Source organism: Verrucomicrobiota bacterium (genome assembly GCA_016871495.1).
In the GTDB taxonomy this organism is placed as follows: domain Bacteria; phylum Verrucomicrobiota; class Verrucomicrobiia; order Limisphaerales; family VHDF01; genus VHDF01.
Genome location: VHDF01000070.1, coordinates 1 through 26,798 on the forward strand (window position 1 = coordinate 1; position 26,798 = coordinate 26,798).

General features: G+C 60.4%; 22 protein-coding genes and 1 pseudogene. 6 read left to right on the plus strand and 17 right to left on the minus strand.

Annotated features, from left to right (window positions below; translation table 11 throughout):
- The 7 genes from FJ404_14280 to FJ404_14310 form a co-directional block, all read right to left on the minus strand.
- On the minus strand, nt 1–422 hold a 422-nt coding region (locus tag FJ404_14280; protein ID MBM3824029.1), incomplete at its 3' end, for a hypothetical protein.
- A 714-nt stretch (nt 423–1,136) separates the two neighbouring features.
- A complete protein-coding gene (gene infA, locus FJ404_14285) occupies nt 1,137–1,355 on the minus strand; it encodes a translation initiation factor IF-1 (protein MBM3824030.1) in 219 nt (72 codons plus the stop codon).
- Between the two features lie 123 nt (nt 1,356–1,478).
- On the minus strand, nt 1,479–2,222 hold the full coding sequence (locus FJ404_14290) for an SIS domain-containing protein (protein MBM3824031.1): 744 nt from the start codon (nt 2,220–2,222) through the stop codon (nt 1,479–1,481).
- 79 nt (nt 2,223–2,301) lie between these two features.
- Nucleotides 2,302–3,333, minus strand: a complete 1,032-nt coding sequence (locus FJ404_14295) for a hypothetical protein (protein ID MBM3824032.1) — start codon at nt 3,331–3,333, stop codon at nt 2,302–2,304.
- Nucleotides 3,330–3,971, minus strand: coding sequence for a GNAT family N-acetyltransferase (locus FJ404_14300; GenBank protein ID MBM3824033.1), 642 nt, complete (start codon nt 3,969–3,971; stop codon nt 3,330–3,332). Before FJ404_14300 ends, FJ404_14295 begins: the two co-directional genes overlap by 4 nt.
- A gap of 17 nt (nt 3,972–3,988) precedes the next feature.
- Complete coding sequence (locus FJ404_14305; GenBank protein ID MBM3824034.1) at nt 3,989–5,353, minus strand: hypothetical protein; 1,365 nt, start codon at nt 5,351–5,353, stop codon at nt 3,989–3,991.
- A gap of 24 nt (nt 5,354–5,377) precedes the next feature.
- Nucleotides 5,378–6,136, minus strand: coding sequence for a sugar phosphate isomerase/epimerase (locus tag FJ404_14310; GenBank protein MBM3824035.1), 759 nt, complete (start codon nt 6,134–6,136; stop codon nt 5,378–5,380).
- Nucleotides 6,137–6,475: 339 nt separating this feature from the next.
- Here FJ404_14310 and FJ404_14315 point away from each other — a divergent pair, with 339 nt between their 5' ends.
- Together FJ404_14315 and FJ404_14320 are read left to right on the plus strand one after the other, a co-directional pair.
- Nucleotides 6,476–7,027: an HAD-IIIA family hydrolase gene (locus FJ404_14315; GenBank protein MBM3824036.1), complete on the plus strand. Its 552-nt coding sequence runs from the start codon at nt 6,476–6,478 to the stop codon at nt 7,025–7,027.
- Nucleotides 7,028–7,093: 66 nt separating this feature from the next.
- Entirely contained in the window at nt 7,094–8,218 is a 1,125-nt protein-coding gene (locus FJ404_14320; protein ID MBM3824037.1) for an N-acetylmuramoyl-L-alanine amidase, read from the plus strand.
- Nucleotides 8,219–8,405: 187 nt separating this feature from the next.
- On the opposite strand, the gene FJ404_14325 is transcribed toward FJ404_14320, so the two are convergent.
- Nucleotides 8,406–9,182: a cyclic nucleotide-binding domain-containing protein gene (locus FJ404_14325; protein ID MBM3824038.1), complete on the minus strand. Its 777-nt coding sequence runs from the start codon at nt 9,180–9,182 to the stop codon at nt 8,406–8,408.
- A 185-nt stretch (nt 9,183–9,367) separates the two neighbouring features.
- Here FJ404_14325 and FJ404_14330 point away from each other — a divergent pair, with 185 nt between their 5' ends.
- The 4 genes and pseudogenes from FJ404_14330 (at nt 9,368) to FJ404_14345 (ending at nt 14,254) form a co-directional block, all read left to right on the plus strand.
- The gene (locus FJ404_14330) at nt 9,368–10,084 is read left to right on the plus strand and encodes a sigma-70 family RNA polymerase sigma factor (protein ID MBM3824039.1); all 717 of its coding nucleotides are present in this window, start codon (nt 9,368–9,370) and stop codon (nt 10,082–10,084) included.
- 138 nt (nt 10,085–10,222) lie between these two features.
- Nucleotides 10,223–10,606 (plus strand): hypothetical protein, encoded by a 384-nt coding sequence (locus FJ404_14335; protein ID MBM3824040.1) that lies wholly within the window; start codon nt 10,223–10,225, stop codon nt 10,604–10,606.
- Nucleotides 10,498–11,244: pseudogene (locus tag FJ404_14340) on the plus strand (serine/threonine protein kinase). Before FJ404_14335 ends, FJ404_14340 begins: the two are co-directional and overlap by 109 nt.
- A complete protein-coding gene (locus FJ404_14345; GenBank protein ID MBM3824041.1) occupies nt 11,012–14,254 on the plus strand; it encodes a hypothetical protein in 3,243 nt (1,080 codons plus the stop codon). The pseudogene FJ404_14340 and the gene FJ404_14345 overlap by 233 nt, the downstream one beginning before the upstream one ends.
- 10 nt (nt 14,255–14,264) lie before the next feature.
- Here FJ404_14345 and FJ404_14350 read toward each other — a convergent pair whose 3' ends face one another.
- The 9 genes from FJ404_14350 to FJ404_14390 form a co-directional block, all read right to left on the minus strand.
- Nucleotides 14,265–15,587 carry a divalent metal cation transporter gene (locus FJ404_14350; GenBank protein MBM3824042.1) on the minus strand — a complete coding sequence of 441 codons (1,323 nt, stop codon included), beginning with the start codon at nt 15,585–15,587 and terminating at the stop codon, nt 14,265–14,267.
- A gap of 285 nt (nt 15,588–15,872) precedes the next feature.
- Nucleotides 15,873–17,732: a single-stranded-DNA-specific exonuclease RecJ gene (recJ, locus tag FJ404_14355; GenBank protein ID MBM3824043.1), complete on the minus strand. Its 1,860-nt coding sequence runs from the start codon at nt 17,730–17,732 to the stop codon at nt 15,873–15,875.
- Nucleotides 17,597–18,280, minus strand: a complete 684-nt coding sequence (locus tag FJ404_14360) for an exopolysaccharide biosynthesis protein (GenBank protein ID MBM3824044.1) — start codon at nt 18,278–18,280, stop codon at nt 17,597–17,599. Before FJ404_14360 ends, recJ begins: the two co-directional genes overlap by 136 nt.
- Entirely contained in the window at nt 18,264–19,274 is a 1,011-nt protein-coding gene (locus FJ404_14365; protein MBM3824045.1) for a TerC family protein, read from the minus strand. Before FJ404_14365 ends, FJ404_14360 begins: the two co-directional genes overlap by 17 nt.
- A gap of 25 nt (nt 19,275–19,299) precedes the next feature.
- Nucleotides 19,300–21,789, minus strand: a complete 2,490-nt coding sequence (secD, locus tag FJ404_14370; GenBank protein MBM3824046.1) for a protein translocase subunit SecD — start codon at nt 21,787–21,789, stop codon at nt 19,300–19,302.
- A gap of 15 nt (nt 21,790–21,804) precedes the next feature.
- Entirely contained in the window at nt 21,805–22,140 is a 336-nt protein-coding gene (yajC, locus tag FJ404_14375) for a preprotein translocase subunit YajC (protein ID MBM3824047.1), read from the minus strand.
- 100 nt (nt 22,141–22,240) lie between these two features.
- Entirely contained in the window at nt 22,241–24,085 is a 1,845-nt protein-coding gene (locus FJ404_14380) for a hypothetical protein (protein MBM3824048.1), read from the minus strand.
- Entirely contained in the window at nt 24,082–24,609 is a 528-nt protein-coding gene (locus tag FJ404_14385; protein ID MBM3824049.1) for a transcription elongation factor GreB, read from the minus strand. The genes FJ404_14380 and FJ404_14385 overlap by 4 nt, the downstream gene beginning before the upstream one ends.
- Nucleotides 24,606–25,838, minus strand: coding sequence for an aminotransferase class V-fold PLP-dependent enzyme (locus FJ404_14390; protein MBM3824050.1), 1,233 nt, complete (start codon nt 25,836–25,838; stop codon nt 24,606–24,608). Before FJ404_14390 ends, FJ404_14385 begins: the two co-directional genes overlap by 4 nt.
- Between the last annotated feature and the right edge of the window lie 960 nt (nt 25,839–26,798).

A 26,798-nucleotide genomic window follows, 5' to 3' on the forward strand; every position in this document is an offset into this window, starting at 1 on the left:
ACAGGCGGGGCATTGGTCACGCGCACATCAAGCGTGAACACGTCGTTGGTCTGGCGTCCCAAGCTGTCCAGGGCCAGAATGCGGATCGTGGTTTTGCCGAAACGGTTCAGTGTGGGGCGCACAAAGATGAGGCGATTGGTGCCACTGCCGCTCACGAACAGGTTGGCGGCTTCATTGGGAACGATCGTGGTGTCCGACGACGAGGCGGACACGGTCCAAGTGCCGGCCACGGCAGGATTGGTTCCCACGATGACGGGAATCATCTTGGTGGAGTTCCAGAACATGGCTTGGTTGGGGACATCGACGATGGTCGGATGCTCTTGAGCGTGTGCTCCGAGCATGGCCGTGAGGAACAGAAAACCGGCGGTTCGAGGAATCCAACGTGATGCAAAGGAGCAATACCATTGGAGGAGGGATTTCATGGTTGGAGTTGGTCGGTGGATTTTGGGGTGAGCAGCGTCGGAAATGCCGCTGGCATACCGGCACACGGCCCGTCTTATGGCATAGATCGGCCGGGGGATCAATCCGCTGAAGTTGGATTCGAGGGCGGTCCGTGAATGCCGAAGCTGTTCCTGGCTCTCCTCGCCCGCGGATGAATAACTTTAGAAACCGTATCAGTTGTATGTCGTGGGGCGCAGGCTGCCCAGCCTGCCTTATCTCGCCGACTGCCCGGCGGCCCGTCGGGTGAAGAACGAGACCCTTCCATGCTCTCCACGCGCCGGGTTCCCTTCGTCGCCCCGCAGGCTGGGCAGCGTGCGCCACAGCAGACAGGGCTGTCTGCGTGACCACGACAACCCGGTCACCGACAACCTCTGGATGCGCCGGGGGCGGTTGCGAGGGTGGGATCTACGCCTAGCCCGGATATTTCATACTGAGCTTGAATCCGCGACAGTGCGCCGCGTGAGGGCACGCGGCCTACAATCGCGACTGCCTCCGTGTTTGTAGGCCCGGTGTCCTCACCGGGCGTCCCGTGCATGAAATATGCGGGCTAGGCCATAGGAAGTGTCTCGGCGAGGCTTCGCCGAATTTGAAACGCGCCTGGTGTGGCCCGGATTGGCGTGCCCTACCAGACGAACGGGCTCGCGACGGCGAACCGAGCCCAGGGACTGGCCGGAAGGGGCACGAAGATAGGCGGGCTAAGAATGGCGAAAGGTAATGCGGGCCTTGCCGAGGTCGTAGGGTGACATCTCGACGTTGACTTTGTCGCCGACGCTGATCCGGATGAAGTTCTTGCGCATTTTTCCGGAAATGTGGGCCAGGACTTCATGTCCGGTGGGTAACGCGACGCGGAACATGGTGCCGGGAAGCACCTGTGTGACCGTACCTACGAGTTCGATTGGTTCTTCCTTAGCCATGTATGGGTGCGCGGACCTCCCCAAAGCAACCGAGTTTCGGGGACTTCCGCAACAAGAGCAGGCAGACTGCTGATTCGTTCCTCTGATTGCAAGCACTTAGCACCCTTCTGGACGGGAGGAGTTTTAGAGATGGCGCAGTCGTCCGCGGTATTTTTCCAGCAACTGGTGATTGTGGGCGTCACCGTTGGTGTTGCTGCTGATGTAAATTTCCGGACAGGTTCCCTTCAAGAGCGCCAGTCGAATCGCCTCGACGACCATGGCGTTGATGAGAAACAAGCCGGTCAGACTTGACATGGGACCCACCCGTCCAGGCAGGCCGGGGAAATCCAGGCAGGCGTCGCCCGACACTCCGCAATTGTCCAACACCAGATCGCAAACTTCGAAAAGGCGTTTGCCGGAAGTGTGCCGGGAGGGCCAAGCCTGCGACTGTTCCATGTTGGTGACGGCAATCGTTCGGAGTCCCAATTCCTTGCCTCGCAAAGCCATCTCGATGGGAACCGCGTTGCGTCCGGAATTTGATGCGACGATGAGAATGTCCCCGGGTGCAACAGGATAGGAAGCCAGGATGCGATCCGCCAGACCGGTTTCCCGCTCCACATAGGTGGCTTGGATGGCTTCGTGATGAAGCATCAGCCGGTGATCGAGGATAGGCGCGGCCCGGGCAAGTCCTCCGGCGCGGTAAAAAACCTCCTCGGCGAGCATGTGTGAATGCCCGGTGCCGAACACATAGAGCCAGCGATCCGCCACAAGCGCCTGGGCGAGCCATTCGGCCGTGGTTTGCAATGAGGCGGCCTGGGTTTGGCGCACCTTCTCGAGTTGGGCGAGGACAGCGTGGTAGAAGCGATCGATTCCGTTGTTTTCAGTCATGATGGGAAAGGGTTGAGGTGCTCATGGGTTACGGGATGGTGATTCCCGAGCGTGGGTCGCGTGGACCCGAGGATCGGTCTCAGGTGACCTGAGGGGAGAGGGACTCGGCCGTGGCCCCGGGCGGGGGAAAGGGCGGTGACGATTCCTTCAGGTTTTGGATGACTTCGGGAGTGAGGGTAATCCCGGCATCCACCAGCGCCATCGCGGCGGCGCCCAGCATGGGTGCGAGATGGCCTTCCATCACGAGGATTCCCGAGTGTTCCTCCATGCGTGCGATCAACGCCTCCCGAACCCGGGCATTCTTGCGGAGCACGCTGCCGTTAAAATACACCGGTACCGGATCGAGTTTCAGTTCCGCGCCGTGGATGGCGTAAAGGGCAAGGTCGCCCAGGCTCTTTCCCCCGTCGCGGCATATTTCTTGAAAGACGAGATCGGTATCCGCCTGAGTGGAGAGGTAGCCCGCGAGCGCGGCCATTTTCTCCTTGTTGAAATCCTGCCGGTGAATGATTGGAACAATGTCGCTGAGATCGCGCACTTGGAACCAGCGGGAGATATCCGAAACCAGCGCCGTCTCAGGCCCCCGTCCCTCCAGCGCGGCGATCGCGGCACGGATGGACTGGACGGCGACCCAATAAGCGCTGCCTTCGTCTCCGAGGAGATGTCCCCAGCCTCCGGTTTGAAAGAAACGTCCGGCATCACTCTTCGCGAGGATCACGGATCCGGTTCCACTGATGATCAGGACACCGGGCCGGTTCAGGCAGACACCGGCGTAGGCGGTCATGCAATCGCTGACGAGCCGGGTACGATCCGACGGGATGAGTCCCTGGCAAAGTTTCAGTTTTTGGTCCGGCGGCGCCTCGGCGAAAAGGGCGGCGGAGCCGATGACCGCCCCCACCAGCGTGCGCCCGAGCGGGAGCTGGCTGTCGAGATTGCGGACCAGATCATGGAGATTCCTCCGGGTGGCGGCCAGGGGGCTGCCGAGAAAATTGAGCGAGCCTGATTGGGCACGGGCGATGACTTTGCCTTCCAGCGTGACGGCAACGCCGAAGCTGTAAGTGGCACCCCCGTCGATGCCAAAGACGTATTCTTGGGAAGAGGCGGAAGATTTCATGCCGCGAATCGGAGGCCGAGATATAATGTCGCGGAGTCGCCCGCCCCGGTGCGGATGAGCTCGGTGAAGCCAAGTTTGCCGTAGAAATGAAGGGCGCGGTGGTTTCCGGGATGCATGGCCAGATGGACTCCGGGCGAACCGAGCCGTCGAAGCTCGCCAAGCAAAATGTCCATCATCCGAACTCCGAGGCGATGCCCTTGGGCGCGGGGCATGAGGTCGATGTGGAGATGGGAGGGATAGTGCGCGTAGGGCTTGGGCAGGTGGATGGATGGATGATGATACTCCCAGTGCATTTTCCGGGCGGGGGTCCAGGTGGTGGGATCGCCTGAAGGTTCCGGAAATTGCCGTCTGAGTTCAGTCAGCCATTCCTCTTCGAAGCGGCGGTAAAAGGGACGCGAATCCAGAACTGCAAGCGCGTAGCCGCAGACTCCCGTGTCATCCTCCAGCACCAAGGCGAGACGCGGTTCGAATTGCAAGTAGGGACCGACATAAAATCGCCCCAGAGCCTCCGGATCATCTTGGAACAGGGAAGTGCCGTCCCGCCCGGCGTCCCCGGTTTCCAAGCAGACGCGATAGGTGGCCGGACGGTCGTCGGGCCGGGCGGCACGGATGCGGTAGCTTGGGCAAGGATCAGCCATGGTGAGCGCGGAGGGGATCAAGCGGTTCCGGCCGTGCCGGGAAAGAAACGCGCTGGGTTGACGGCTACTGAACCGTCGGGTCCGCGATTCAGGCAGGACTGAAGGGCGGCGATGAGACCCCCGCGGAGCAATTCCGGCGCGTGGTCGGCGGAAGTGAAGGTGCTTTGTCCATCCGCATCCCTCCAGGCCAGATACTGGGTCAGGAAAAGGAGGCATTCTTTCAGATCCCACACGGGACGATAAAGCGCCAGCAACAGGTCGCGGTTCTCGAGTTCTCCCAATTTCTGCTGGATCTCCGTGAGCCGCTGCAGCGTGCGTTCGAGCTTGGAACGGGTGGCGGGGTTCACGGGCGAGGGGGCGTGCAGGGCTTGCTCGATGGACTGCCAAAGTTCGCGACCCGCCGGGCCGGGTTGATAAGGCAGGTAAAAATGCTCGGCCAGCCATGACACGTCCTCCGCGGAAATTTCGTGGCGGCTGCCGGCGTTGAAGAGCCGGGTCCATGCGGTGGCGGCTTCGGTGAAGGCCTCGTCCGGTTGGTAAGAGGATGGGTTGGCGCACCATCGGGCAAAAGTCATGATCGGCATGAAGTTCGCTTCAAACTCACAGTTCGGGTTGATGACAATTCCTGAGCAACGATGGGCCAGGGAGGCGTCCCGACCGGTGAAAGGCCCGAGGTGGACGCGGCGCACATCGTAATCGTTGGCCCAAAGATTGTCCCAAATCAGGGGTTTTCGGCGCAAGACCTGGGCGAGTTCCTCGATTTCAGGCCCACCAAGGGTTTCCGCGATAATTTCACGCCCGGTCCAGAAGATGGCGATTTCCGGGTGTAAACGCTCGCCCAGCACGCGAAGGTAAGGGGAATCGGCGGGACGATTCCCAGCCATGCGTCCGCAGTATTCGGTGGGGCAAAACCAAAGGGAGCTGTCCGAACAGATCCTTTGGAGGGCTTCGCGCAGCCGGTTGGCGGTTTCGGATTGGGCGTGAGCGTGGGAAGGGAAACGAGCCTGGTCTTCAGGATGGAGGACCGCCGGGATGTCGTCGAAGAGCAGCGCGAATCGGCGGACCCCGAGCCGGGCGATTTGAACCAGCTTCGACTCCAAAGCTGTCCGATCCGAATCCGAGGTGAAGCGGATATCGAGGCCTGGCGCGATGGCATAGACGAAGTCGATCTGGTGGCGTTGGCAGTCGCGCAGGAGAGCGCCCAGTTCGGCTTCTTGTCCGGTGTCATACTCTTCGCGCCAGCGGGACCGGTGTTTGCGATCATCTTTGGGCGCGTAGAGATACGTATTCAGCCCGCCTTCCTTCATCCAACCGAACAGTTGGTGGCGTTGGCGGGCATTCCAGGGGCGTCCGTAAAATCCTTCGACGACTCCAGCGATCATGGGGATGGAGGAGAGGGTTGGACCCTAGGTTTGGTAGGCGAGCCAGAGCGCGCGAAAATACTTCATGATCCGGACAGGGTCGGGAGAATCCGGAATTTCCGCCAGACAAAAGCCGGTGTAACCGATTTCGTTCAACCGACGCAGCAGGGTGCGGAAGGGATAGTCCTCCAGGAACAGGTCGCGCATGTGAACGGCATTGATCTTGTGTTGAACAAGATTGAAGTTCGCGTCGAATCCGTCCCCGAGGAGGTCGGTTGGGTTGGAGTTCCAGCAAACGCCCACCGCTGGATGATCGGCCGCGTCGATGATTTTGCGAATATTGGGGAGCAGGCTGGTGCCGGTTCCATGAACTTCCAGGCGGATGACTTGACCGAGGTTGTGTCCGAATTGGCCGAGTTCTTTGAGGGAGCGCCCGATTTGTTCGAGCGTTTTTTCGGGGGGAACTTCTTTGGGAAGGCCATTGGGGCGGACTTTGACACCGGTGGCGCCGACGTCATGGGCCAACTGAATGTATTCCTTGGTGGCTTTGATATCGGCGGCGAGTGTGGCCGGGTCGGGAGTGTGATAATCGAAAGCGCTGCCCAGGCTCCAGAGTTGGACGGGGGAATCGGCGAAGCGTCTTTTGACTTCGGAACGTTGGGAAGACGAGAGGTTGACCTCGACCTTATGGGCATGGGTGGTTCGGAGTTCGACCCCTTGGAACTTCGCTTCAGAACAGCGCTTGATGATCGTTTCGATGTCCCAATCTTTGGCAAGGTTGTAGGTTACGGTGCCCAATTTCATGCGTCCTGGGCTGGCCGCGGGAGCGGCGGCGGCTGGGGCAGCGACGGGCCCGAGGGCGGCCAGGCCGGTGAGCGCGGCACTGCCGGACACGGCGCGAACGAAGGAGCGGCGGGTTTGCATAGATGGATCTCGGAACGGGCGGAGGTTAGAGCCAGCGAAGGCGCGGGGCCAGTCTGAAAGCGACGCCCAACCACATTCTCAAAGCGTTTTTCTCAATGCTTGCAAAAGCGACGGGGGCTGACGGTGAAGAGAGGGTTGGACCCTGGATATCATCGGAAAATCCACTCGGCCCGAACGTGAATCGAACTCGGCCTCCTTCTTGCTTCAGGGGTTGGCAGCATGAAAGCCGCAATATTTTTCGAACGTGATGGAGTGTTGAATCTTACACGGACCCAGGGAAACACCCAGGTGATTCCGACGACCATGGAGCAGTTTCAAATCAATCCCGAGGCCGTCACGGCTTTGGGGGAGCTCAAGCAGGCAGGATTCCTGTTGATAGCCACCACGAATCAGCCCGGCATCTCGCGGGGATGTTTATCCCGGCGCGAATTGGATTGGATGCACGCGGCCCTGAGGCGAAAGCTGCCGTTGGACGATATTTTTGTTTGTTCGCACGACGATGGCGACCGTTGCACGTGCCGCAAGCCCGGTTCGGGATTGTTTATCGAAGCCGCGTTCAAATGGCATCTCGATTTGGAGCGATCCTTTGTGGTCAGCGACAAGTGGCAGGATGCCCACGCTGCCCGTCAGGTGGGGGCGACCTCGTTGCTTTTGAAATCCCCATGGAACGGACGGGGTCACTACGATTTCATGGCCGAATCGCTGGGTGACATCGTGCAGAAGATTCACCAACTGAGCTCGGCGTCCTGCTTGTTGATGCATCAAGTTTGAGGCGGTGCATCATGATGTTTCCGGTGATGCAGGTAGGGCGCGTCCGTCCCGGCGCGCCGCCGGAGCATGATGTTTTACATCCCGTGGGAGGCGGGCTGGGACAGTCCCGCCCTACCAACAACATCGGGGTACACGGAGTTTCAGGCTCCAAGCCTGCGGCGGCTTGAAAAGCCCTGGGGACGGATTCATCGTGAGGGCGTGACCCGCCGAGAACTATGCCGGTTGTTACCGGCCCTTTGTTTATGGGGAGCCCGGGATCTTTTTGCCGCGTCCGGCAGCGGGGCTGGAAAAGTTTTCCCCACAGGTCCGGAACGCATCGAGCTCGGATCCTGGGCCAGCGCGCGGAGCATGCGGTTGAACTGGCAGCGCTCGGCAGAGCGTTTCGAGGTCTTGGGACAGGGAACCCGCGGGAACTTTTCGGGCGAGATCGATTCCAGGAAGATCACCATTCGAGGCGTGGTGTGTTACTTGTCTTATCCCATTGCCCTCATGGACGAACGGTTGTGGATTGCGACAGGGGATCTGGCCAAGGTAATGATGCCTTTGCTGTTTCCCGCCGGACGGGGCGCCCGTGGTCCGGGAAGTTCCTTGGCCACCGTCTGTGTGGACCCGGGGCACGGCGGCAAGGATCCCGGGAACCGTCATTTCGGACTGCTCGAAAAAGAGCTCACACTCAAACTCGCGCTGACCCTCAAACCTTTGCTTGAGAAGAGCCGGTTCCGTGTCGTGCTCACGCGAAAATCGGACCGCTATCTGGAGCCTGAGATCCGTCCGGTGCTGGCGCGCAAAGCGGGAGCGGATATTTTGGTTTCGCTCCATTTCAATGCCGTGCCTCGGATCGGAGCTGAAGTGCGAGGAGTGGAAACTTACGCCCTGACTCCGGCGGGCCATCCGTCCACCAACGAACGCGTGGCTTCGACGCGAACGGGGTATTCCGGCAACCGGCACGATGCTGCAAACGTGCGGTTGGCGTTTGAGTTGCAGCGCGGATTGGTCCGGACCTTAGGGGCGGAAGATCGGGGGGTGAAGCGGCAGCGATTCGCGGTGTTGCGCGAGGCGCCGGTGCCGGCGGTCCTGGTCGAGGGCGGCTTCCTGAGTGATTACCGGGAGTCGCGTCTGATCTCGCAACCGGCGTACTTGCTGAGAATGGCGGAGGCTATTCGGGACGGCTTGCTGGCTTTTGTTGGCTAAATCCCATGTGCTTTCAAGGGGCTCGTCATTCGCTCGTTCGTTTCGGCGCCGGTTTTGTCGCTCGGCAGTTACAGACCCGCTCGGATAGGCTCCTGGCTCGCGCCCCGCCAGCGCCAAAAATTCCGGCGCGGCTGAAGCTCCTCTTGAAAGCGCATTAGAACCAATGGCGGCCGGATCCGTGGTCCCGTTATCGCCAGAGGAAGGAGGACGCGACGTCGCGTCGGAGGCGGACATTATCTTCCGCGATTCGAGAGGAGAGCGCTTTGGCCATGCCGACGAGAATGGGACAGGCGATGGCGGGGAGTTCACGGGTCATCAGATGAAACGCCTCGGCGCTCAGCCTCAAGAGGCGGGCCTGACCCTGACCTACGATGTCCGCGGATCTTGCGCTTTGGGTGAACATGGCCATTTCTCCGAAGGACTCGCCGCTCGGGATTTCCGCCAGGGTTTTGTCGTCCATGCCAATCATCAGCCTGGCGCGGACCGTGCCTTCGAGGACGAAATACACGCCGTCGGCGGGATCGCCCCGGCGAATGAATACTTCCTGGTCCGAACAGCGCACAACCTGGCAAAAGCGCAGGAACTGTTCGAGTTGATCGTTCGAAAGGCTGGAGAACAGGGGAAAAGAACGGAGTTCATCCGGGCGGGCGTCGTGGGCGGCGGAAGGAGGCTCGGAGGATCCCTCGGGCGCTTGCGAGTGGGCGAAGTGAGGCTCCAGCGCCGCGATGCGCTTGGCCGGGCACCAGTCGTCCGCGGATTGAACATGGATCCAGGTGGAAGGGAGAACACGTTCGTCCTGCACCCAGGATTTCAAGGTGTCGAGGTCGATGGGGCCATAAACCATGTTGTCACAAGCCCAAACCTTGAACGATTCGGTGGATTCCATGCGCCGGGGAGCCTGGCACACCAAGCGCGTTGGAGCGAGGCTAAAGGAGTCCGCCACGGGGACAGTTCCCGAGGCCATCCACGGACATGTTTGGAGGTTTGTGCCCACCGGACTTGCAGGGCTCGGATGGACGGGATGATGACAGGAGGCGCAGTTTCATGAGGAAGAATGCGTGGCCATGAATTGTTTGTCCAGGGATCAGGACGCCGCCGGGCCCCTTGCGATGGGACCGGGTTTGTGGTTTCCTTGCATCGTGCCTTCCGATGACACCGGTTCAGATTTGGAACCCCAACAACGCCGGGCTTTTTTTTCCGGCCACGCATTGGACTCAGATTGCGGTCATCAACAGTGATGCGCATCCGCAGTCCCGCCATGCCTTGGAGGAGTTGTGCCGGATCTATTTGCCGGCCATTGAGGCCTTCCTGCGATGGATGAAGGAAGTCCCGGGTGACCCCGCGGAATTGGCCAATGAATTTCTGGCGGATTTTTTGCATCAGGATTCATTGCGCCGCGTGGACCCGGCGAAGGGAAAATTTCGGAATTATCTTTCCGGCGCCTTGCGGAATTTTTTGAGAAACAAATGGAAGGAACGGAAGCGGGAACGGCTTTTGGTCGCATTGGAGGACAATGAGGATTACCCGCAACCGGAAGACGCCGCCGTGAGCGCGTTCGACCGCAAAGTGGCGGAAATCCTGGTCGGCAGGTCGATCGAGAACGTAAAATCGCGTTTCGAAGGCAGCCGGATTGAAGCGCAGATCCCGATCCTGCTGCCTTACCTGACCGCTCATCCACCCGCGGAGACGATGAAAGACCTCGCGGCCCGCCTGGGGATCAGCGCGGATTTGATTTATCAGAATTTCAAGCGGATCCGCACGGAATTGAATGTGCAGTTGCGGCGGGAGGTGAAACGGCACCTCGGCCCCGAGGACGATCCCGAGGAGGAGTTGCAGGCCCTTCTGATGGCGTATTCGCGAGAATAGCGCCCTGTGAATTCCACGCCCACGACGCCTTGCCCCCATTGTGGGACGCCGCTTTCGGCCCTGGGTCTTTGCGTGCCGTGTGTCCTCCGGTCGCCGCCGGAACCAGAGTCCTCGTCCTGGGATCAATCCACCGTCCCAATGGAGGATTGGATTTCCCAGGGAAGTCAGGCGGATTCCGGATCCTCGAAGGCGTTTGGTGATTACGTTTTGATCGAGAAGATTGGGGAGGGCGGCATGGGCGTCGTTTTTCGTGCCCGCAAGCTCAGCTTGAAAAAGGAGGTCGCGGTCAAGTTCATCAAGGGAGGGCGGGAGGCCAGCGAGAGGCGGGTCGCGTTTTTCTTGAGGGAAGCCGAACTGGCGAGCCAGCTGGATCATCCGCATATCGCTCCTGTGTACGAGGTTGGGGAACGCGATGGAGCGCGCTATCTCGTCATGCGCTACATTCCCGGGACCACTCTGGCCAAACGCATGAAGGACCCTCGTTCACGAGGTCCGTGCGCGAACGGGTTGAACTGGTGTTGAAGATCGCTCGCGCGGTTCATTACGCCCATCAACGAGGCATCATTCACCGGGATTTAAAGCCGGGGAACATTTTGATGGATGATGAAGGCAATCCGTTCGTCACCGATTTCGGACTGGCTCGTTGGACGGAGCAGGAGGCGACCATTACGATTGGGGAACACCTGATTGGGACTCCGGCCTATATGGCCCCCGAGCAAGTGCAAGGCAAGCAGGCTTCCGTGACCGTGGGGAGCGATGTTTGGAGCCTGGGTGTGTTGTTGTGGCAATTGATCGAAGGCCGCGTCCCCTTTGAGGCTGAGACGCTACCCGCCTTGATTCATTCCATTGTGCACGAGGAAGCTCCACCGTTGTTTCGCGCGGCGCCTTCCAAACCCGCCTCCGAAGCGTTGACCTCGCTTCGCGGGCGTGATGGAGTCCTGGAAGTCCGCGGGGCCGGACGACGATCTGCGAGGGCTGGAGTGGGGGTTGTTGCGGGCGAGGTCTGCATCCTGGGGCGGGCGGATTCTCCATGCCGCTCCGGAACCGGTGATTTCGATGGACGCATGGCCGGACGGGCAACGCGTCCCCATTCTCACATCCCGGGGAGTAGCGCTCCTGGACGGACAAGGCCGAACGTTGGGGGAATGGCCTCATCGTAATGACGGGAGGTCAGGGCAGATCCGGTTTGATCCCATGGGACAGCAGCTCGCGGCGGCGTCGTCGGGAGGTTTGCTTCGAGTTCATGTGACCACGGGTGAGGCGAGTTGGCTGACATCGAACGACTGCCGGCGGGTGGAGTTCTCCTCCCAGGGTTCGCTGTTGGCGGCCGCTGAAATGGAGTCGCGTGAAGGCGAGTCTCAGCGCGGCGTCAGCGTGTATGACGTCGCCACCGGACGAAGGATCAAACGATTGGACCTGGCGGGATTTGCGCTCGGCTGGACGAGCCAGGACAAGGCATTGCGAGTGGCCGGGGATCTGGGCTCGGCGGCTGAGTGGCGCACGGGCGCGGAAGCCGGTGTGGAAATCATCAGGGGGGAAAACCAAACTCCTTCCAGCTTGCTGGCGGATCAGGCGAGGCTGTTCCTACGCACTTCGCGATTTGGCATGGCGCAGGCCTACGACCTTGAAACCCGGAGCAAGCTCTTTGAGATTTCGGGCCTACCGGGCAAGGATGTTCAACTGGCGTTATCCCAGGACCGGCGCACGCTGGCGGCGACCACTTCCGGCGAGGTTCTCCTGCTTCTGCCGGCTTCTGAACGAGGCAAGGTTTCAGCCACCCTGCATCGTGTGAGCGGGCACACGGGCCGGATCACCGGGCTGGCCTTCGTTGAGAAGGATCGGTTTATCCTGACTTCGAGCGTGGACCACACCGTGCGACGCCTCGATTTGCAGGCGAGCGTGGAATCGCCCTACCTGGAAGTTCCTCATCGATTGATCGGCCAGGCCGGGGTGTCTCCGGTGTTCAGTCCCGACCTGCGGCACGTCGCCCTGTTGAATGCCAATCGATATTGGGAGCCGAGTTTCGGATTGGACGAGACGTTGATCTGGGACTTGCACGACCGGAAGGAAGTGGCGCGAATTCCTTCCCAGGTGATTGCGTGGAGGGATTCGTCGCGGGTGATTTCCTGGGAGCATACGGGTGAGCTTCGCGTCTGGGACATGACCGTGCCAGCGGCTCCGAAGGAGCTGGCCTCCTTTCTGTTGAATTCCAATCATTTTCACCGGATCGATTCCAAACTGGTGGAGGATGGCAATTGGGTGGTGTCCATCGACCAACATTCCAGAGTGCAGGCGTGGGACGGGCGGTTCGACCGAGTGGCGCACCCCCCGGAGGATCTGCAAGCGGATGCCATTTTCGCTTCGATTTCGACACCTTTCGTGGTGATTGCTTCCGCCAAGGGTTCATTTCTGTGGGATTTGCGACGGCAACAGCTCATTCCCTTGATGAGCCAATCGGCTGCAGATGCCCGGTTTTCCCCGGATGGGGAGACGTTGGCCGTAACGGATTGGGAACGCGGGGTTGAGTTGTTCGATGGGCGCAGCGGGGAATCCTTGGGCGCCTTGGGGGGACAACTTGGCGCCGTGGTGGCCTTGGAATTTACGGGCGACGGACGCCAGTTGGTCACGGGCAGCGAGGACCGATCCTTGATGATCTGGAATCTGGCGACCCGGCGTGTGGTTTATCACGAACAATTGCCGTTTTTGATCGCATGGATCAGCGTTTCGCCCGATTCGAAGTGGCTCGTGACGGGACATGTGCCGGAGGTGCAGGAAGGCGGCTATCGCATCTGGAAGATCGAGATGAACCCGCGGCCGGTTTCCCGGTCGCTTCCGGCGCCCGAGACGAGCATTTGGAAACGTTACGAGTCGCTGAGCCGCGACTTGGTCCGGTGGGAGCACCTTCCCGTGGCTCTTTACGAGGAGGATGGGATCATGATTTTCTCCGGGAGCGCTGTGGTGGACAGAAACAACACGAGCGGATTCGGAAAAGGAGGTGTTCCGCCGTTGGTTGCGATTTACACGGGGCACTACACGGGTAAGCCATTGCAGAACCAGCAGATCGCCTACAGCAACGATCGCGGGCGGAGTTGGACCAAGTACCACGGCAATCCGGTGTTGGATTTGGGCGAGAAGGATTTTCGAGATCCGAAGGTGTTCTGGCATGAATCCACGCGGCGATGGGTCGTGGTGGTTTCCTGGCCCGTTCAACGGAAGGTTCGATTCTATAGTTCGCCGAATTTGAAGGAGTGGAGCCATTTGAGCGATTTCGGTCCGGCGGGCTCGACTCAGGGTATTTGGGAATGTCCCGATTTGTTCCCACTGCCCGTGGAGGGCCGGAGCCGCGGTTCGAAATGGGTGTTGATCGTCAATGTCGGATCGGGCGCTCCGGCTGGGGGCTCGGGTTGCCAATACTTCATAGGCGAATTCAATGGACGCGAGTTCGTTTCCGAGACAAAGGACGCGCTTTGGGCTGATTATGGGAGGGACTTTTACGCGGCGGTTTCGTGGAGCGACGTGCCGCGTCGGGATGGACGGCGGCTTTGGCTGGGATGGATGAGCAATTGGGAATACGCCAACGATGTGCCCACAACTCCATGGCGTTCGGCCATGACGATACCGAGATCCCTTACTCTCCGTCATGAGGAGGGGCAATGGATGCTGCTCCAGCGTCCGGTGAAGGAGCTTCAGCGCTGGAGAGGATTATCGAGGAAACAAACCCTTGGTCCCTTGGAAGGGAATGTTTCGCTCTCACGGATCGAGCCGGTGATGCAGAGCGGTTTCGAGCTAGATGCGGTACTGCGTCCGAGCGCGGATGCGGTGTTCCATCTGACCTTTCACACGGGGCCGAACGAGAAGACCGTGATTCGATTCGATCTCGGCCAACAACGCATGGCGCTGGATCGTGCGCGTTCCGGGAACGTGGCTTTTCACCCCAAGTTTTCAGGGGTTTTTGAGGGACCCGTGACGGTTCGAGACGGCGAGCTCAAGCTGACGCTGTTTGTCGATTCGTCTTCGATTGAAGTTTTTGCGAACGACGGGGAGACCGTGTTGACCCATTTGATTTTGCCCGCCGGGACTCAGCGCAGCGTCGAGGTCGGAGTGGAGCGGGGGATGATCCACCGCTCGCGCTACCAAGCTTGGGAGATCCTGTCGACGTGGCGAAAATAGCGGATTCTCCCTATTTTTTGAACAAAGTGTCGAAGATCTGGTAGAGGCCGGCTGCGGTCGTGGCCAACACGGAGATCCAGACACAAAGAGTCCAAGCCTGGCCGGGGAGCGCGGGTCCGGGAATGCGCCGGTAGCGAAAATAGAGCGCCGCGACCGCCAGAAACGGGAGCATCACACCTTGAGCGACGGCCCCGACTTGGACCAAGGTTACTGGTTTTTCCCACACGAGAAACAAACTGGTTGAAATCGCGGGCAAGACGATGCATCCCCACTTGATGGCCTGCTCGCGCGAGCCCGGACGCGTCAGATCCAGCACGCGGAAGAGTCCGGCGACATCGATCAACAAACGTGAATTGGAGGCCGTCGAGACGAAGGCGGTCGAGTAGAGGACATTGAAGGCGCCAAAGAGAAACAGATAAAAACTCCAGGTTCCGAAACTATCGAGATAGAGGCGGGCCAGCGTGTCGATCATGCCCTTGTCCGAAACTTTCAGTCCTTTCGCGTGGAGAACGGCGGCGCCCAGCAGATAGAAAGCGGCGGTGGCCACGGTATAGATGATCATGGAAATCCACGCGTCGCTACGCATGACCTTCAGCCAGCCTTGTACCCTGGTGTTCCATTCGGCGCTGCCATCGTTCCGGCCCACGTACTTTCCGTATCCTTTTTCAAGGCACCAATACGGGTAGTAAATCAGCTCCGACGCGCCCACGCCGATGATGCCGAATGCGGCGAAAGCGGTGGCGAACTTGTCGGGCAATTCAAACTGGAAACCGGAAATTACCTGCGCGGCCGAGATGCGATAATCAGTCCATTGAAGCGCGCCCAGGGCCACAAGGGTGGCCAGGGTGAAGGCCACCACCATGAAGGTCGAAAGGTTTTCCACCAGGCGATACCGCCCGAAGAAAAGCAGGACCGCGCATGACCCGCCGACGAACAGGGCGATCAGGCGGCCGGGCATGGTGAAGCCCGCGCTGCCGAGCACTTGGGCGATGCCTCCGACGATGCCCGCCACCTGAAAGGTGAGCGCGATAAACATCAGAATCCACAGCCAAACAAGCCAGGACACCTTCCATCTTGGACCGGGGATGGAATCCAATGCTTCCAGGGTGGTCTGGCCGGTGCAAATGGCGTAACGCCCGAGTTCAACCTGCACGAAGACCTTGATGATACAACCGAGGACGATCAGCCAGAGGAGTTCGAATCCTGCCTCCCCCGCCAGTTTCGGAGTCATGATGAGTTCTCCGGAACCCACGATCGAGGCAGTGAGAATCAAACCGGGACCGATGAATCTCAAGATCGAGCCGAATCGGGCCGGAGCCGGCATGGGGGTCATGCCCGTCAGCGTACGAGACCCATCGAGAAGGCGTCAAGGACGCGCCGAAGATGCACATCAGAAGTGGTGCATGCCGAGGTTGTCGGTGGCCGGGTTGTCGTGGTAACGCAGACAGCCCTGTCTGCTGTTTCGCAGGCTGCCCAGCCTGCGGGGCGACGAAGGGAACCCGGCGCGTGGAGAGCATGGAAGGACCTCTTTCTTCACCCGCCGGGTCGACGGGCCGCCGGCGATACGGCAGGCTGGGCAGCCAGCGCCACACGACAGACATCTTCGGGATGCACCGGGTCAGGAGGCATCTGCGCTCGGGCGAAGATCGAGCACGCTCAATTGGGGCAAACGGCGCCCCATATATTCATTAACCGAGGGGGTGAAGGCGATGTCGAAGCGATCGAGATTTGGCAACGCCGGAGGCGCGTTCCACCAGATGGCGTCCAGGGGCGATCCCAAACCATCCGTGACCTGGAATTTGAGGTGCCGATTATCGCGGCCTACCCGCATGGGCGTTCGGGAGAGACGCGCTCCCTGCAGGCAAAGCCGGACGGCATGATTTCCTTGGCCAAAAGGTTCCATCCGAGTGATCCAATCCAAGTTTTCCAAAGTGATCTCCCGCGAGGTGACCATGGCATCCAGCAGGAGTGAAGGGGTCCATTGCTCGGGCGTGACGCGTGATTGCGCGATGTGGTTCAGTCTGATCCGCAACGCGTCCACCTGGGAGGGGTGGATGGTGAGTCCTGCCGCCATGGCGTGTCCGCCGCTGCGGATGAGGAGGTCGGAACATTCGCGCAGTGCGAGGGAAAGATCGAGTCCCTCGATGCTGCGGCCGGAACCTCTCCAGTTTTCGCCATCGCTTCCCAGCACGATGGCGGGGCGGTGGAATTCACGGAGAACTCGTGAAGCGACGATGCCGACCACGCCCAGATGCCACGAGGCATCGCCGACCACGATGAACCAGGTTTGCCCATCGACCATTTCCCGGCGGGCTCGCTCCACGGCCTCGGTGGCAATGAGTTTTTCGATCCGTTGCCGCTCTTGATTGCAGAGGTCGAGTCCGGTCGCGAGCTCGAAGGCGTTGGCTTTGTCGCGGGTGAGGAGCAAGTCCAGTGCGGCCCCGGCTTGTTCGATGCGTCCTGCCGCGTTCAACCGGGGGGCGAGTTGAAAAGCGACCTCGGAGACTCCGAGGCTCGAGCGCACTCCAGAGACTTGGATCAAGGATCGAACGCCTTCCCGGGGGGTCGCTCGGAGTCGTTCCAGTCCGTTCGACACCAGGATGCGGTTTTCCCGGGTGAGGGGGACCAAGTCGGCGACGGTGCCCAGAGCCACGAGGTCGAGCGTCAGGCGGACATCGGTTTTGACGAAACGCGCGTCTTCCCGCCGCCGCCCCTCCTTGACCAACGCATGGATCAACTTGAACGCGAGTCCCGCTGAACACAGGTCGCGCAACGGGGAGGAAGATTCGAGCCGTTGTGGATTGACGAAAGCGACGGGAGAGGGTGGCGGGGTGCCGGGCTGATGATGATCGAGGACGATGGCATCGATGCTGCGCGCTTGGAGTTGGACGATGACGTCGGCGGAGGAGGATCCGCAATCCACGGCGAGCAGGAGGCGGCAAGGATGCCGTTCGAGGCAGTTGTCCACGCCTTCAACGCTGAGACCATAACCTTCGTCCAGACGATGGGGGAGGTAGGTGGCGGCTCTCCAGCCATGATCCCTGAGGAATTCGAACAGCAGCGCGGTGGCGGTTACGCCATCGACGTCGTAATCGCCGAAAATAACGACAGGGTGCCCCTCGGCAAGCGCCTCGAACAGGCGGTTGACGGCTCGGTCCATGTCGGGGAGAGCGAAAGGGTCGCCCAATTCTCGCAAGCGCGGGGAAAGGAACCGCCCGGATTCTTCGGAGGTTCGTTGTCCTCTCTGCCAGAGACACCTTGCGAGGAAAGGTGGGATGTTGAGTGTGCCGGAAAGCGCGGCGACGTCCTCGTCCGGGATCTTGGGCAGGATCCAGCGTTTGTTCACTCGAATAATCCTTTCCACCATTCGAGAAGGGGATCCCAGATCCGAACCAGGAGGGCGGCGGAGCCCAGATAGATGGCGACGGCATAGCCGGCCCCAAGGATCGCGAGGAGGCATCCGACCATGGCCATCCATCCGTCTTGAACCATGGTGGAGGTGGCCAAAATCAAGATGGCATAAGCGGGCAACGCATTGGTCATGGGCACCAAGGGGGGGAACGGCAAGGTGAGAACCACGCTGGCGAGGATTAAGAAGGCGGAGATGGTCCGGTTGCCCCAGGTCGAGACAACCACCACCGGCAAGCGCGGTCGGACGATTTTTTCCATGAGTGCCAGGAGCCCGGCGCTGGCGCGCAGCACGGGGCGGAGCACGCCCACGCTCAAGCGTCGGCGCGCCAGATAATCCGGGAGGCGGGATCGTCGTTGGAGGATCGTCATGAGGGCGAGCCAGCCGATGACCAGGCCCAGGAGGGTGCTCAGGCCGGGCAGGGGAATTGGGGTCAGGAACGGAAGACTCAGCACGATCATGGCAACGCGCAAGCCCTGGCCTTCGGTTTGCGCCAGGATTTCGGCGATGGACAGGGCTCCTTCGGCGGGAAGTTTGGCGGCGAATTCACGCAACCCTCGCGAGATCGAGGTCGAGGGTTTCGCGTCCTCGCCGCTGGACTCAGGATTGGGTGTCATCCGGCGAAGGGCGGCTGCCGGACGGGCGGATCCGAGCCGCGACCACCGAACCGAGGATGGCGAGGATGAGGATGCCGGCGACGATGGAGAGGGAGAGTGCGCTCGAGATTTCGATTTGGAACCACAGCTTCTTGGCGCCTGCTTCTTTCCCGCCATGGGGAGCGATGAGCATTTTGACTCCGATAAAGACCAGCACGAGCGACAAGCCGATCTTGAGATACTTGAAATAGGCAATGGCGCCGGCGAGGACGAAATAAAGCGAACGCAGGCCGAGAATGGCAAAAGCGTTCGAGGTGAAAACAATGAACGGATCCGTGGTCAGTCCAAAGATGGCCGGAATGCTATCCACGGCGAACACCAGATCGGTGCTTTCCACCATGATGAGCACCACGGCGAGGGGGGTGAGCACTCTTTTCCCGGTCGAAGTGAGCGTGGTGAACTTGGCCCCGTCAAAATCGGGCGAGACGGGGAAGAAGCGGCGAACGAGTTGCACCGCCGGATTCGAGTCGGGATGGACTCCATCCTCGTCGGCGAAGAGCATCTTGATGCCGGTGAAGACCAGGAAGGCTCCGAAGAAATAGAGGCTCCAGTGGAAGTGGCGGATCAACTCAACGCCTGCCCAGATCATGACACCCCGCATGATCAACGCTCCGAGGATCCCCCAGAAGAGAACGCGGTGTTGATACGGGGTGGGGACTTTGAAATAGGTGAAAATCAGCGCGATGACGAACACGTTGTCCATCGACAACGAGAGCTCGGTCAGGTAGCCCGAAATGAAAAGCAGCGCGGAATCGTGGCCCAGTTTTGGGCGCACCCAGGCGAACGCGAACACGCCGGCGAGTGAAACCCAAAGCGTCGTCCAACCCATCGCTTCCTTGAAGGAAACGACATGAGCCTTTTTGTGGAACACCCCAAGATCGAGCGCGAGAAAGATCAGGATGGCACCGACGAAACCGGCGTAGTGCCACGCAGTGATTTCGAACGCGGCCATCATGCGGCGTCGTAAAACGGAGACGTGGTCAGGCCTTGGCGGTGACGGAGTTGTCCAGAGTCACCTGAGCGGCGGCTTTCGGACGTTCGCCCTTGTGCCACCAGATCACGATCGGGCTGGCGATGTAGATGCTGGAGTAGGTGCCGGTGAGGATGCCGACCAGGAATGTGAAGGCGAAATCGTTGATGACGCCGCCGCCGAAGATGAACAGGGATCCCGTGGCGATGAACACGGTGCCGGAGGTGATGATCGTGCGGCTCAAGGTTTGGTTCAGCGCGTGATTGATGATTTCGGTGAAGGTTCCCCGCACACCGAGTTTGAGGTCCTCGCGGATGCGGTCGAAGATCACAATGGTGTCATTGATGGAGAACCCGATGATCGTCAGCACCGCCGCGACCATGGGGCCGTTGAGTTCGCGCCCGCTCAGGAAGTAACACCCCAGCGTCATCAGGATATCGTGAATGATCGCGACGACCGCGGCCACGGCGAAGGAGTACTCGTAGCGCATCGCGACATAGATCAAGATGCCAAACAGGGCGAGGACCACGCTGATCAGCGCGGTTTTGAGAATCTCCTGGGCGACCACGCCGCCCACGGTGTCGCTCGCTCGAATGACGAATTGAGCGTCCGGGAAGGCCTTAAGCAGCTCCGCTTTGACCTTGTCCGCGGTGTTGACGGCCGTGGTGACTTGGAGGGTTTCCGAACCGGTCCCGAGGTCCTTTTGGTAGCCAATGGAAGGTTCCCCGACGCCGAGTTTCACCACGGTTTCACGAATTTTCTCCAATTCGACCTTTTGGCTGAAGGCGAACGTCTGGCGGTCGCCCCCGGCGAAATCGACGCCCACGGCTTTGCCCCCGCGCACCAATCCAAAGCCGATGCCGACGGCGATCAGCGTCCAGGACACGAGGAAGGCGGGCTTGGCATATTTCAGAAAGTTGATTTTGCCACCCTTGATGATCGAAAGCATTTTCAGGCTCTTGATCATGCCTTTGTCGAAGAGCCAGTCGAGGATGACACGGGTGCCGATCAGGGCGGTAAACATGCTGACCGTGATGCCGATGGTGAGGGCGACGCCGAATCCGCGAATCGGTCCTGATCCCAGGACGATGAGAAGTGAGGACGCGATGAGCGTGGTGATGTTGGAGTCCAAGATCGTGCCGAACGCGCGGTCATAGCCGGCGGAAATGGCGCCTCGCAGCGATTTGCCGGCGGCGAGTTCCTCACGGATGCGCTCGAAGATGAGCACGTTGGCATCGACCGCCATGCCGATGGTCAACACGATGCCGGCGATGCCAGGCAGGGTGAGGGTGGTGCCCACCGAGCACATGGCACCGATCAAGATGACGATGTTGAGGGCGAGGGCGATGTTGGCCACGACCCCCGCGAGCATGTAGTAAACGGCCATGAAGAGAGCGACGGCGATGGTGCCGATGACGGCGGAGCGAAGGCCACCTTCGATGGAATCCTTGCCGAGGGTCGGTTCCACTCGCTGCTCGTTCATGATAGAGACGGGTGCTTCCAGAGGATTCTCCAGCACATTGGCCAGTTCGAAAGCCTCGTTAGCGGTGAACGACCCGGTGATTTCTCCCTTGCCCAGTGGAATTTCGCCGTTGATGCGGGGCGCGGAATAGAGCTCGCCATCAAGGACGATGGCCAGTTGGCGACCGACGTTTTCGCGGGTGATTTTCGCGAAGGCCTCGGCTCCCTCGGCGTCCAGGGTGAAATGGATGCCGGGCTTGCCGGAAATGGGCTCCATGAACACTCCGGCCGAGTCGACGTTCTTCCCAGCCAGTTTTTCGGCGCGCCTGCGCACCAAATAGGGAACGATGCTCTCGGTTCCGTCTTTGTTCACCCGTTTCTCGCGAAGCAATTCGTAACCGGGCTCGCCGATGCCTTGACGGACCAATTCATCGCTATTCTCATGAACCAGGCGAAACTCGAGGAAGGCCGGTTTGGCAATCGTTGATTTGGCAGACTCATACTCGGCCTCGGACAGGCCCGGCAATTGGATGAGAATGCGGTCCGTCCCGACCGGTTGAATTTGGGGCTCCGCAACGCCAAAGCGGTCCACGCGCTTGCGCAGCACCTCGACGGCCTGGGCCAGGACGACACTTTTCTCGGTCTCGGCACCCAGTTTGCTGGTGTCCATGGCGACCAGGAAGGAGGTGCCGCCCTGGAGATCGAGGCCCAGCTTGATTTTGCCCGCGGCGGTTTGCTGCACTGAGTTCAGGATGATGCGCGTGGCGTTTTTTTCGTTGGCGATCTTGATTTTAGGGAAGTAAGGGCGCACGTCGTTCGTGCCGATGGCTTCCACCAAGTTGAGGTAACCGCGTTCGGGGGATTTTTTGTCGAGCTCACGTGCCCGGTTCACGATGGACGTGAAGTTGGTGTCCACGTTCGCGGCCCGGTTCGTGAATTCATCCACGAGGTTTTTCGCGTTTGGCGGGTAAAGCTCGTTGGCGAAAAAGAGCGTGACAAAGATGAGCAGGAACCACTTCCAAGTGTTGTTACGATTCATGTTGGGAAAGTAAAATCAGGCTTCCGAGGACGCGCGTTCGGTGATTTCGTTCACCGCGCTCTTGAGCACCTCGATCTTGGTATCGGCCGAACGGAGGGAAACCGTGCGGTCTTTGACGGACACGACCACGCCGACCAATCCGCCGCTGGTGGTGACCTTGTCACCCGGTTTCAAGTTCTTGAGCATTTCCGAGTGCTCCCTGGCTTTCTTTTGCTGGGGGCGGATCAAGATCAGGTAAAACACCACGATCATGATCACCATGGGCACCATGTTCACCCACCAAGGAGGAGCAGGCTGCCCCGGTTGCGGGGGTGGCGCCAGCGCGAGCAAAGAAAATGCCGAAAAAATCATAGTGTTGGCCGAACAAGTAAGCGGATAAATCTAGGGATGGTCTCCGCTTTGGCAAGCGTTTTGAACAATGAGTTAACGTTTTGATGGGGAACAAGTTCAGTTAATCGGAAAGCGGGAATGCCAGCGTCCATCGATGTTTACCCGCTCCGGCATGGTTGACCAGGGAGCACTCGATCTCGATGCGCTGGCCTGCTTCAAGGCGGGGGTGAGCCAGCAATTCGGCTGGAATTCTCAGCGCGGCGATGTTGCCAACCTGGTGGTCGAGTCCACTGGCGTTCTCGATTTCCACCCGGGGCTCGTTCCACAGTGGCTCGCGTCCGGAACCGATGCGGGCCCGAACCACGGGTTTTCCCTTGAACACGACCGTCCAAAGGGCGCGATCGACCTTGGGGACCGAGCCATCGCGGTAGTAGGCGGCTTCCGCGATATCGAGGGAGTAGAGTCCAAGGTAGAGAGCATCGGAGCTCCATGCCGCGTAAAGATCGCACAGCCCGGAGCTCTCAGCGGGAGGAACGTATCCCCGTTCCCGATCCCAGTGCAGCAGGGCGTGGCGCGGGCGGAAGTCGGCGAAGGGTTGCGGCGGCGCGGGGGGGATTCCGCCGGTGGCATCCAAGCGCGTGGATTTCGAGGCGCGCAATGCGGGTGGGTCGAACATTTGGAACACGGAGCTGAGCGCGTATTCGCGGTCATGGATGTCGAGCAGGCCAAAATTATAGTTCTCACCGTCGGATCTTCCGTGCTTGGGTTCGTCAAACAGTTGGAACCAATCGGCTCCGGCGACGAAAGGGGTCCTGGCCAGCAGTTGGAGCGTGTTTCGGGCGGCGGACGTTCGCTGGTCTTGGGTCGGCTGCACGGGAAAGACTCCGTGAGAGTTGCGGTTGCCGCTCGAGTTCTCCTTTGCCGCCATATAGAACTCGCTGACGAGAACCGGCTTTCCGGTCAGCCCGTGCAGCGTTTCGAGATAACTCCGCAAGAAACTGCCGTCATTCCATTGCGCGTTGAGGTTGCTCGAGATGGCATCCACGTGGCGGGAAGCGGCGGAGGCAACTTCAGGATAGAAAAAGGATTGGTATCGATCGCCGAGATAGAGCGCTCCGGGGTCTGCTTCCAAGATCACCTCACGCATCAGCTCATAATAGCGGCCGGCCATCAGACCCAGGAATCGTCGCATCACCCGGATGCCTCCGGCTCCTGGCTTGCGATAAAGCATGCCGCGCCGGGACAGCTCTTTCCAGTTGGAGGCTTTCTCAGGATCGAAATCCTGAACCATCGCCTTCCAATCATCGGCATAATGAGCCTTGACCAAATTCACGAGCCGCCGCCTTTGTCCGCTGGACGGAGGATGTTCCCACGTCATTTTCCAGAGCGTGGCGTTCCACCATCCGAGTTCGTTGTCCGAAAAATAGCCGATGACGCGGGACTTGGGTTGAACTTTGGCGATCTGGTCCCGCGCCACCTGGCGCATGCGGCGAACGTTCGCAGGATCCCACATATCCCACCATGGCGCTCCCGCGGTGGAGCCTGCGTGCAAGACGGGTGTGTAATGAAATCGGTTTGAACTGGCCGGGCTCAGGGTTTCGAAATCGCTCCAAGCTCCGAGGGTCGTGAACTTCCAGCGATGAAGTCGTTCGGTGGTTCGTCGAGCCCAATCCAAGGGGGTGGGATGGAATCGCCAAGCCGCGTAGCTCGGGTTTTCGTCGTCGTAATCTTCCCGCCGCGTGCCTGGATTGGTGAAGCAAATTCCGACGGAGAAAAACTTGGATCCATCGGGGGCGCGGAACCAGGTTCCAGAAGCATCTGTTTCAAACTGGTAGCGGCTGGGTTCCCGGCGAGTTGGGCTTGAGGGAGTGGAAAGTTGGGCATCCAGGCTGAGCCAGCATGAGGGCAACCAGGCCAGGACGAGCCTCCACCAGCGCGTCGCGGTCCATTCTGGGAACTGGATCATGGGCCCACCTCCGGCGCGGTCGGGTTGTAAGCGACTCTCAGAATGATCAACGAACTTGAACCCGCGGGGCGTTTCACGTGAACGGAGTCGCCTGCTCGGTGGTTCATTAAAGCTCTCGCGAGCGGGGAGATCCAACTGATTTCGTTGCGCTCCCAATCGGATTCTTCCACTCCCACGATCCGAAACGTTTCTTGAGGGCCGCGTTCCCATTGAACCTCAACCCGGGCGCCAAAGCGCACCCGGGACTCTTCGGAATTTGGGAGCGGGACCACTTCGACGCGGGCGAGGATCGTTTCCAAGACTTGGGCCCGCCGGTCCGATTTCTCGAGCTTTGCCTTGTCTTCGGGATGCGGGGATCGCGCCAGATCCGGGCGAACCTCCAGCAACCGGCTGAGCTCCGCCCGAAGGCGGGCTGCTCCGGCCTGGGTCATGTAATTCTTTGCGCCGGGAGGAAGTGACGGCGGCGGGGGAGGCGTCCACTCCTCCCGTTCAACATCCGATTCTCGAGTGAAGGCCTTGCTCATGGCTGGGGGGAATGAACCTCCTGTATGGCTGTCGTCCAGAGAGTGTCGAGCGCCCGCAGAAGTTGGGACCAGTGGTGGGGATCTGATTCCCAAGTCACGCTGAACCGCAGCGCCTGTGCGGCGGTATCGGCGCTCAGGCCCATCGCTTCGAGGACGTGGGAGGGTTTTTCCTTGCCGCTGGCGCAGGCCGAGCCGGTGCTGACGGCAAAGCCCAGTCGATCCAGTCTAACCACCCAGCGTTGCTGACAATCGGGCAATGGGGGCATGAGGGCCATGGCGGTGTTCCAGAGCCGCGGCGAATCGGAGCCGACGATGCGGGTTCCTGGAACGGCCTTGGGCAGGGCGTGTTCGAAGGCCTCGCGGGCTTGCACGAGGGAGAGCTGGTCGCCCCGTTGGAAGCGAAGTTCGCGCTCGCGCAAGGTCGCGGTCATCGCCAGGAGTGCGGCCACATTCTCGGTGCCGGCGCGCCGGCCCGATTCTTGGGGGCCTCCAACCACCAAAGGCATCCACGGTGAGGTGGACGCAATTTTAAGGAAACCGGCCCCCTTCGGCCCTCCCATTTTATGGGCAGAGCCCAGGACGAAATCGCAGCTCCCCAAGCCAGCAGCCGGATGGCGTCCTATCCATTGGGTGGCATCGCAGACGAAGTAGACTTTGTGTTCCCGGCAGATCTCGGCGAGTTCGGTCCACGGCTGGAGCACGCCGGTCTCGTTGTTGGCCGCCATGCAGGCCAGGGCGGAGGGCTTGGGCGCGGTGGTCTCGATCATCCGGCGGAAGCTGTCCAGTTCGATCCGGCCTTGGGGGGAAGCCCTGACGAACTTCACTCGGGATGAAAACGAACGTGAGCCCGCGGCGATGACACAGGGATGTTCAAGGGGGGAGAGCCAGAGCTCGGCGTTGGCGGGTGCGTTTTGGGCAAGGTGATAGAACAGGAGGTTAGCGGATTCCGTCGCGCCCGAGGTCCAGATCAAGAGGCCGGGATCGCAGCCGAGCATTTCGGCCCATTCCATTCTGGCTTGTTCGAGGGCGGCTTCGGCGCGAGTGCCGAGCCGGTGCTGGCTGGACGGGTTGCCCGGAAATCGATCGACCGCTTCGAGCCAGGCTTCCCGCGCGGCTGAGCATAGTGGGGCGGTGGCATTCGCGTCGAAGTTGATCACGCGCGCAGCATGCCAGACGGAGTGAAGACGGCAATGCTTTGGATGGGGGATCCAAGACATGCGGTGCATCACGAAGCGGGCGGCAGAACCGTGCTGACCGCCGAAACCCAAGGAGAAGGGAGCGGGCCACGTCGACCACTCGCTGGATCAACCCGAGAGCGCAGGCTGGGGCAAAAGCCTGAGCCGGGCCGTGGACATCGAACGGCGCATGCATGCCGCACGGCTGGAAGGGCGCGGCGCGGTCCGAGCGGAGCGCGGCGTTCACGCCGCATCCGGGTGTGTGGTCGATGGTGGGTGGAGCTTCCGAGGGGGGAGGTTGGGTGCAAGGGCGAACCATGGCACCCTTTGCAGTCTGTGCGGTGGGAGGCGTTCAACGGTGCGGGATTGGGCGACGCGGAAGCGCCGTGAACGGCGCGGTCCGGGCGGAGCGCGGCTGTGTCCGAAGGATCAGCCGCAGCAACGTTGCCTGGCCCGAGCTCGTTGATTGCTCCTCCCGCGTCGAAACCACAACCCGCTGCGGCTGGCTTTCAGCACAGCCGCGCTCCGAACGCGTCCCGCTTGTGAGAGGGACAAAGGCGACGAATTGGAACATGACCGCGCGGTTCATGGTTCGGAAGTTCGATCGATACTGATCCGGTTCATGAATAATTTGCTTTGCGGAGCGCGGCGTTCACGCCGCATCCGGGTGTGTGGTCGAATGCGGGTGGCGCGTCCGAGTGGGGAGATTTGGTGCCAGTGCGAACCATGGCACCCTGGGCAGACTGTTGGGCTGGAGGAGTTCGACGGGGCGGGATTGGATGACGCGGAAGCGCCGTGAACGGCGCGGTCCGGGCGCCTGAGAGCGCTCTTTGACAGTAGGGTGAAAGTCCCTGACCGGGCTGACACTGGAGGGCTAGCCCGGATATATCATAGGTCGTGGCGATTTTGGACAATTTGGGGCGTAATCGCCAATGTTGACGCGGGTTTGGCGGCCTGATGGGGATTTCCAGGTTTTTGACAGGGTGTCAGGATTTGGCGGCGCGCTGACGGGTG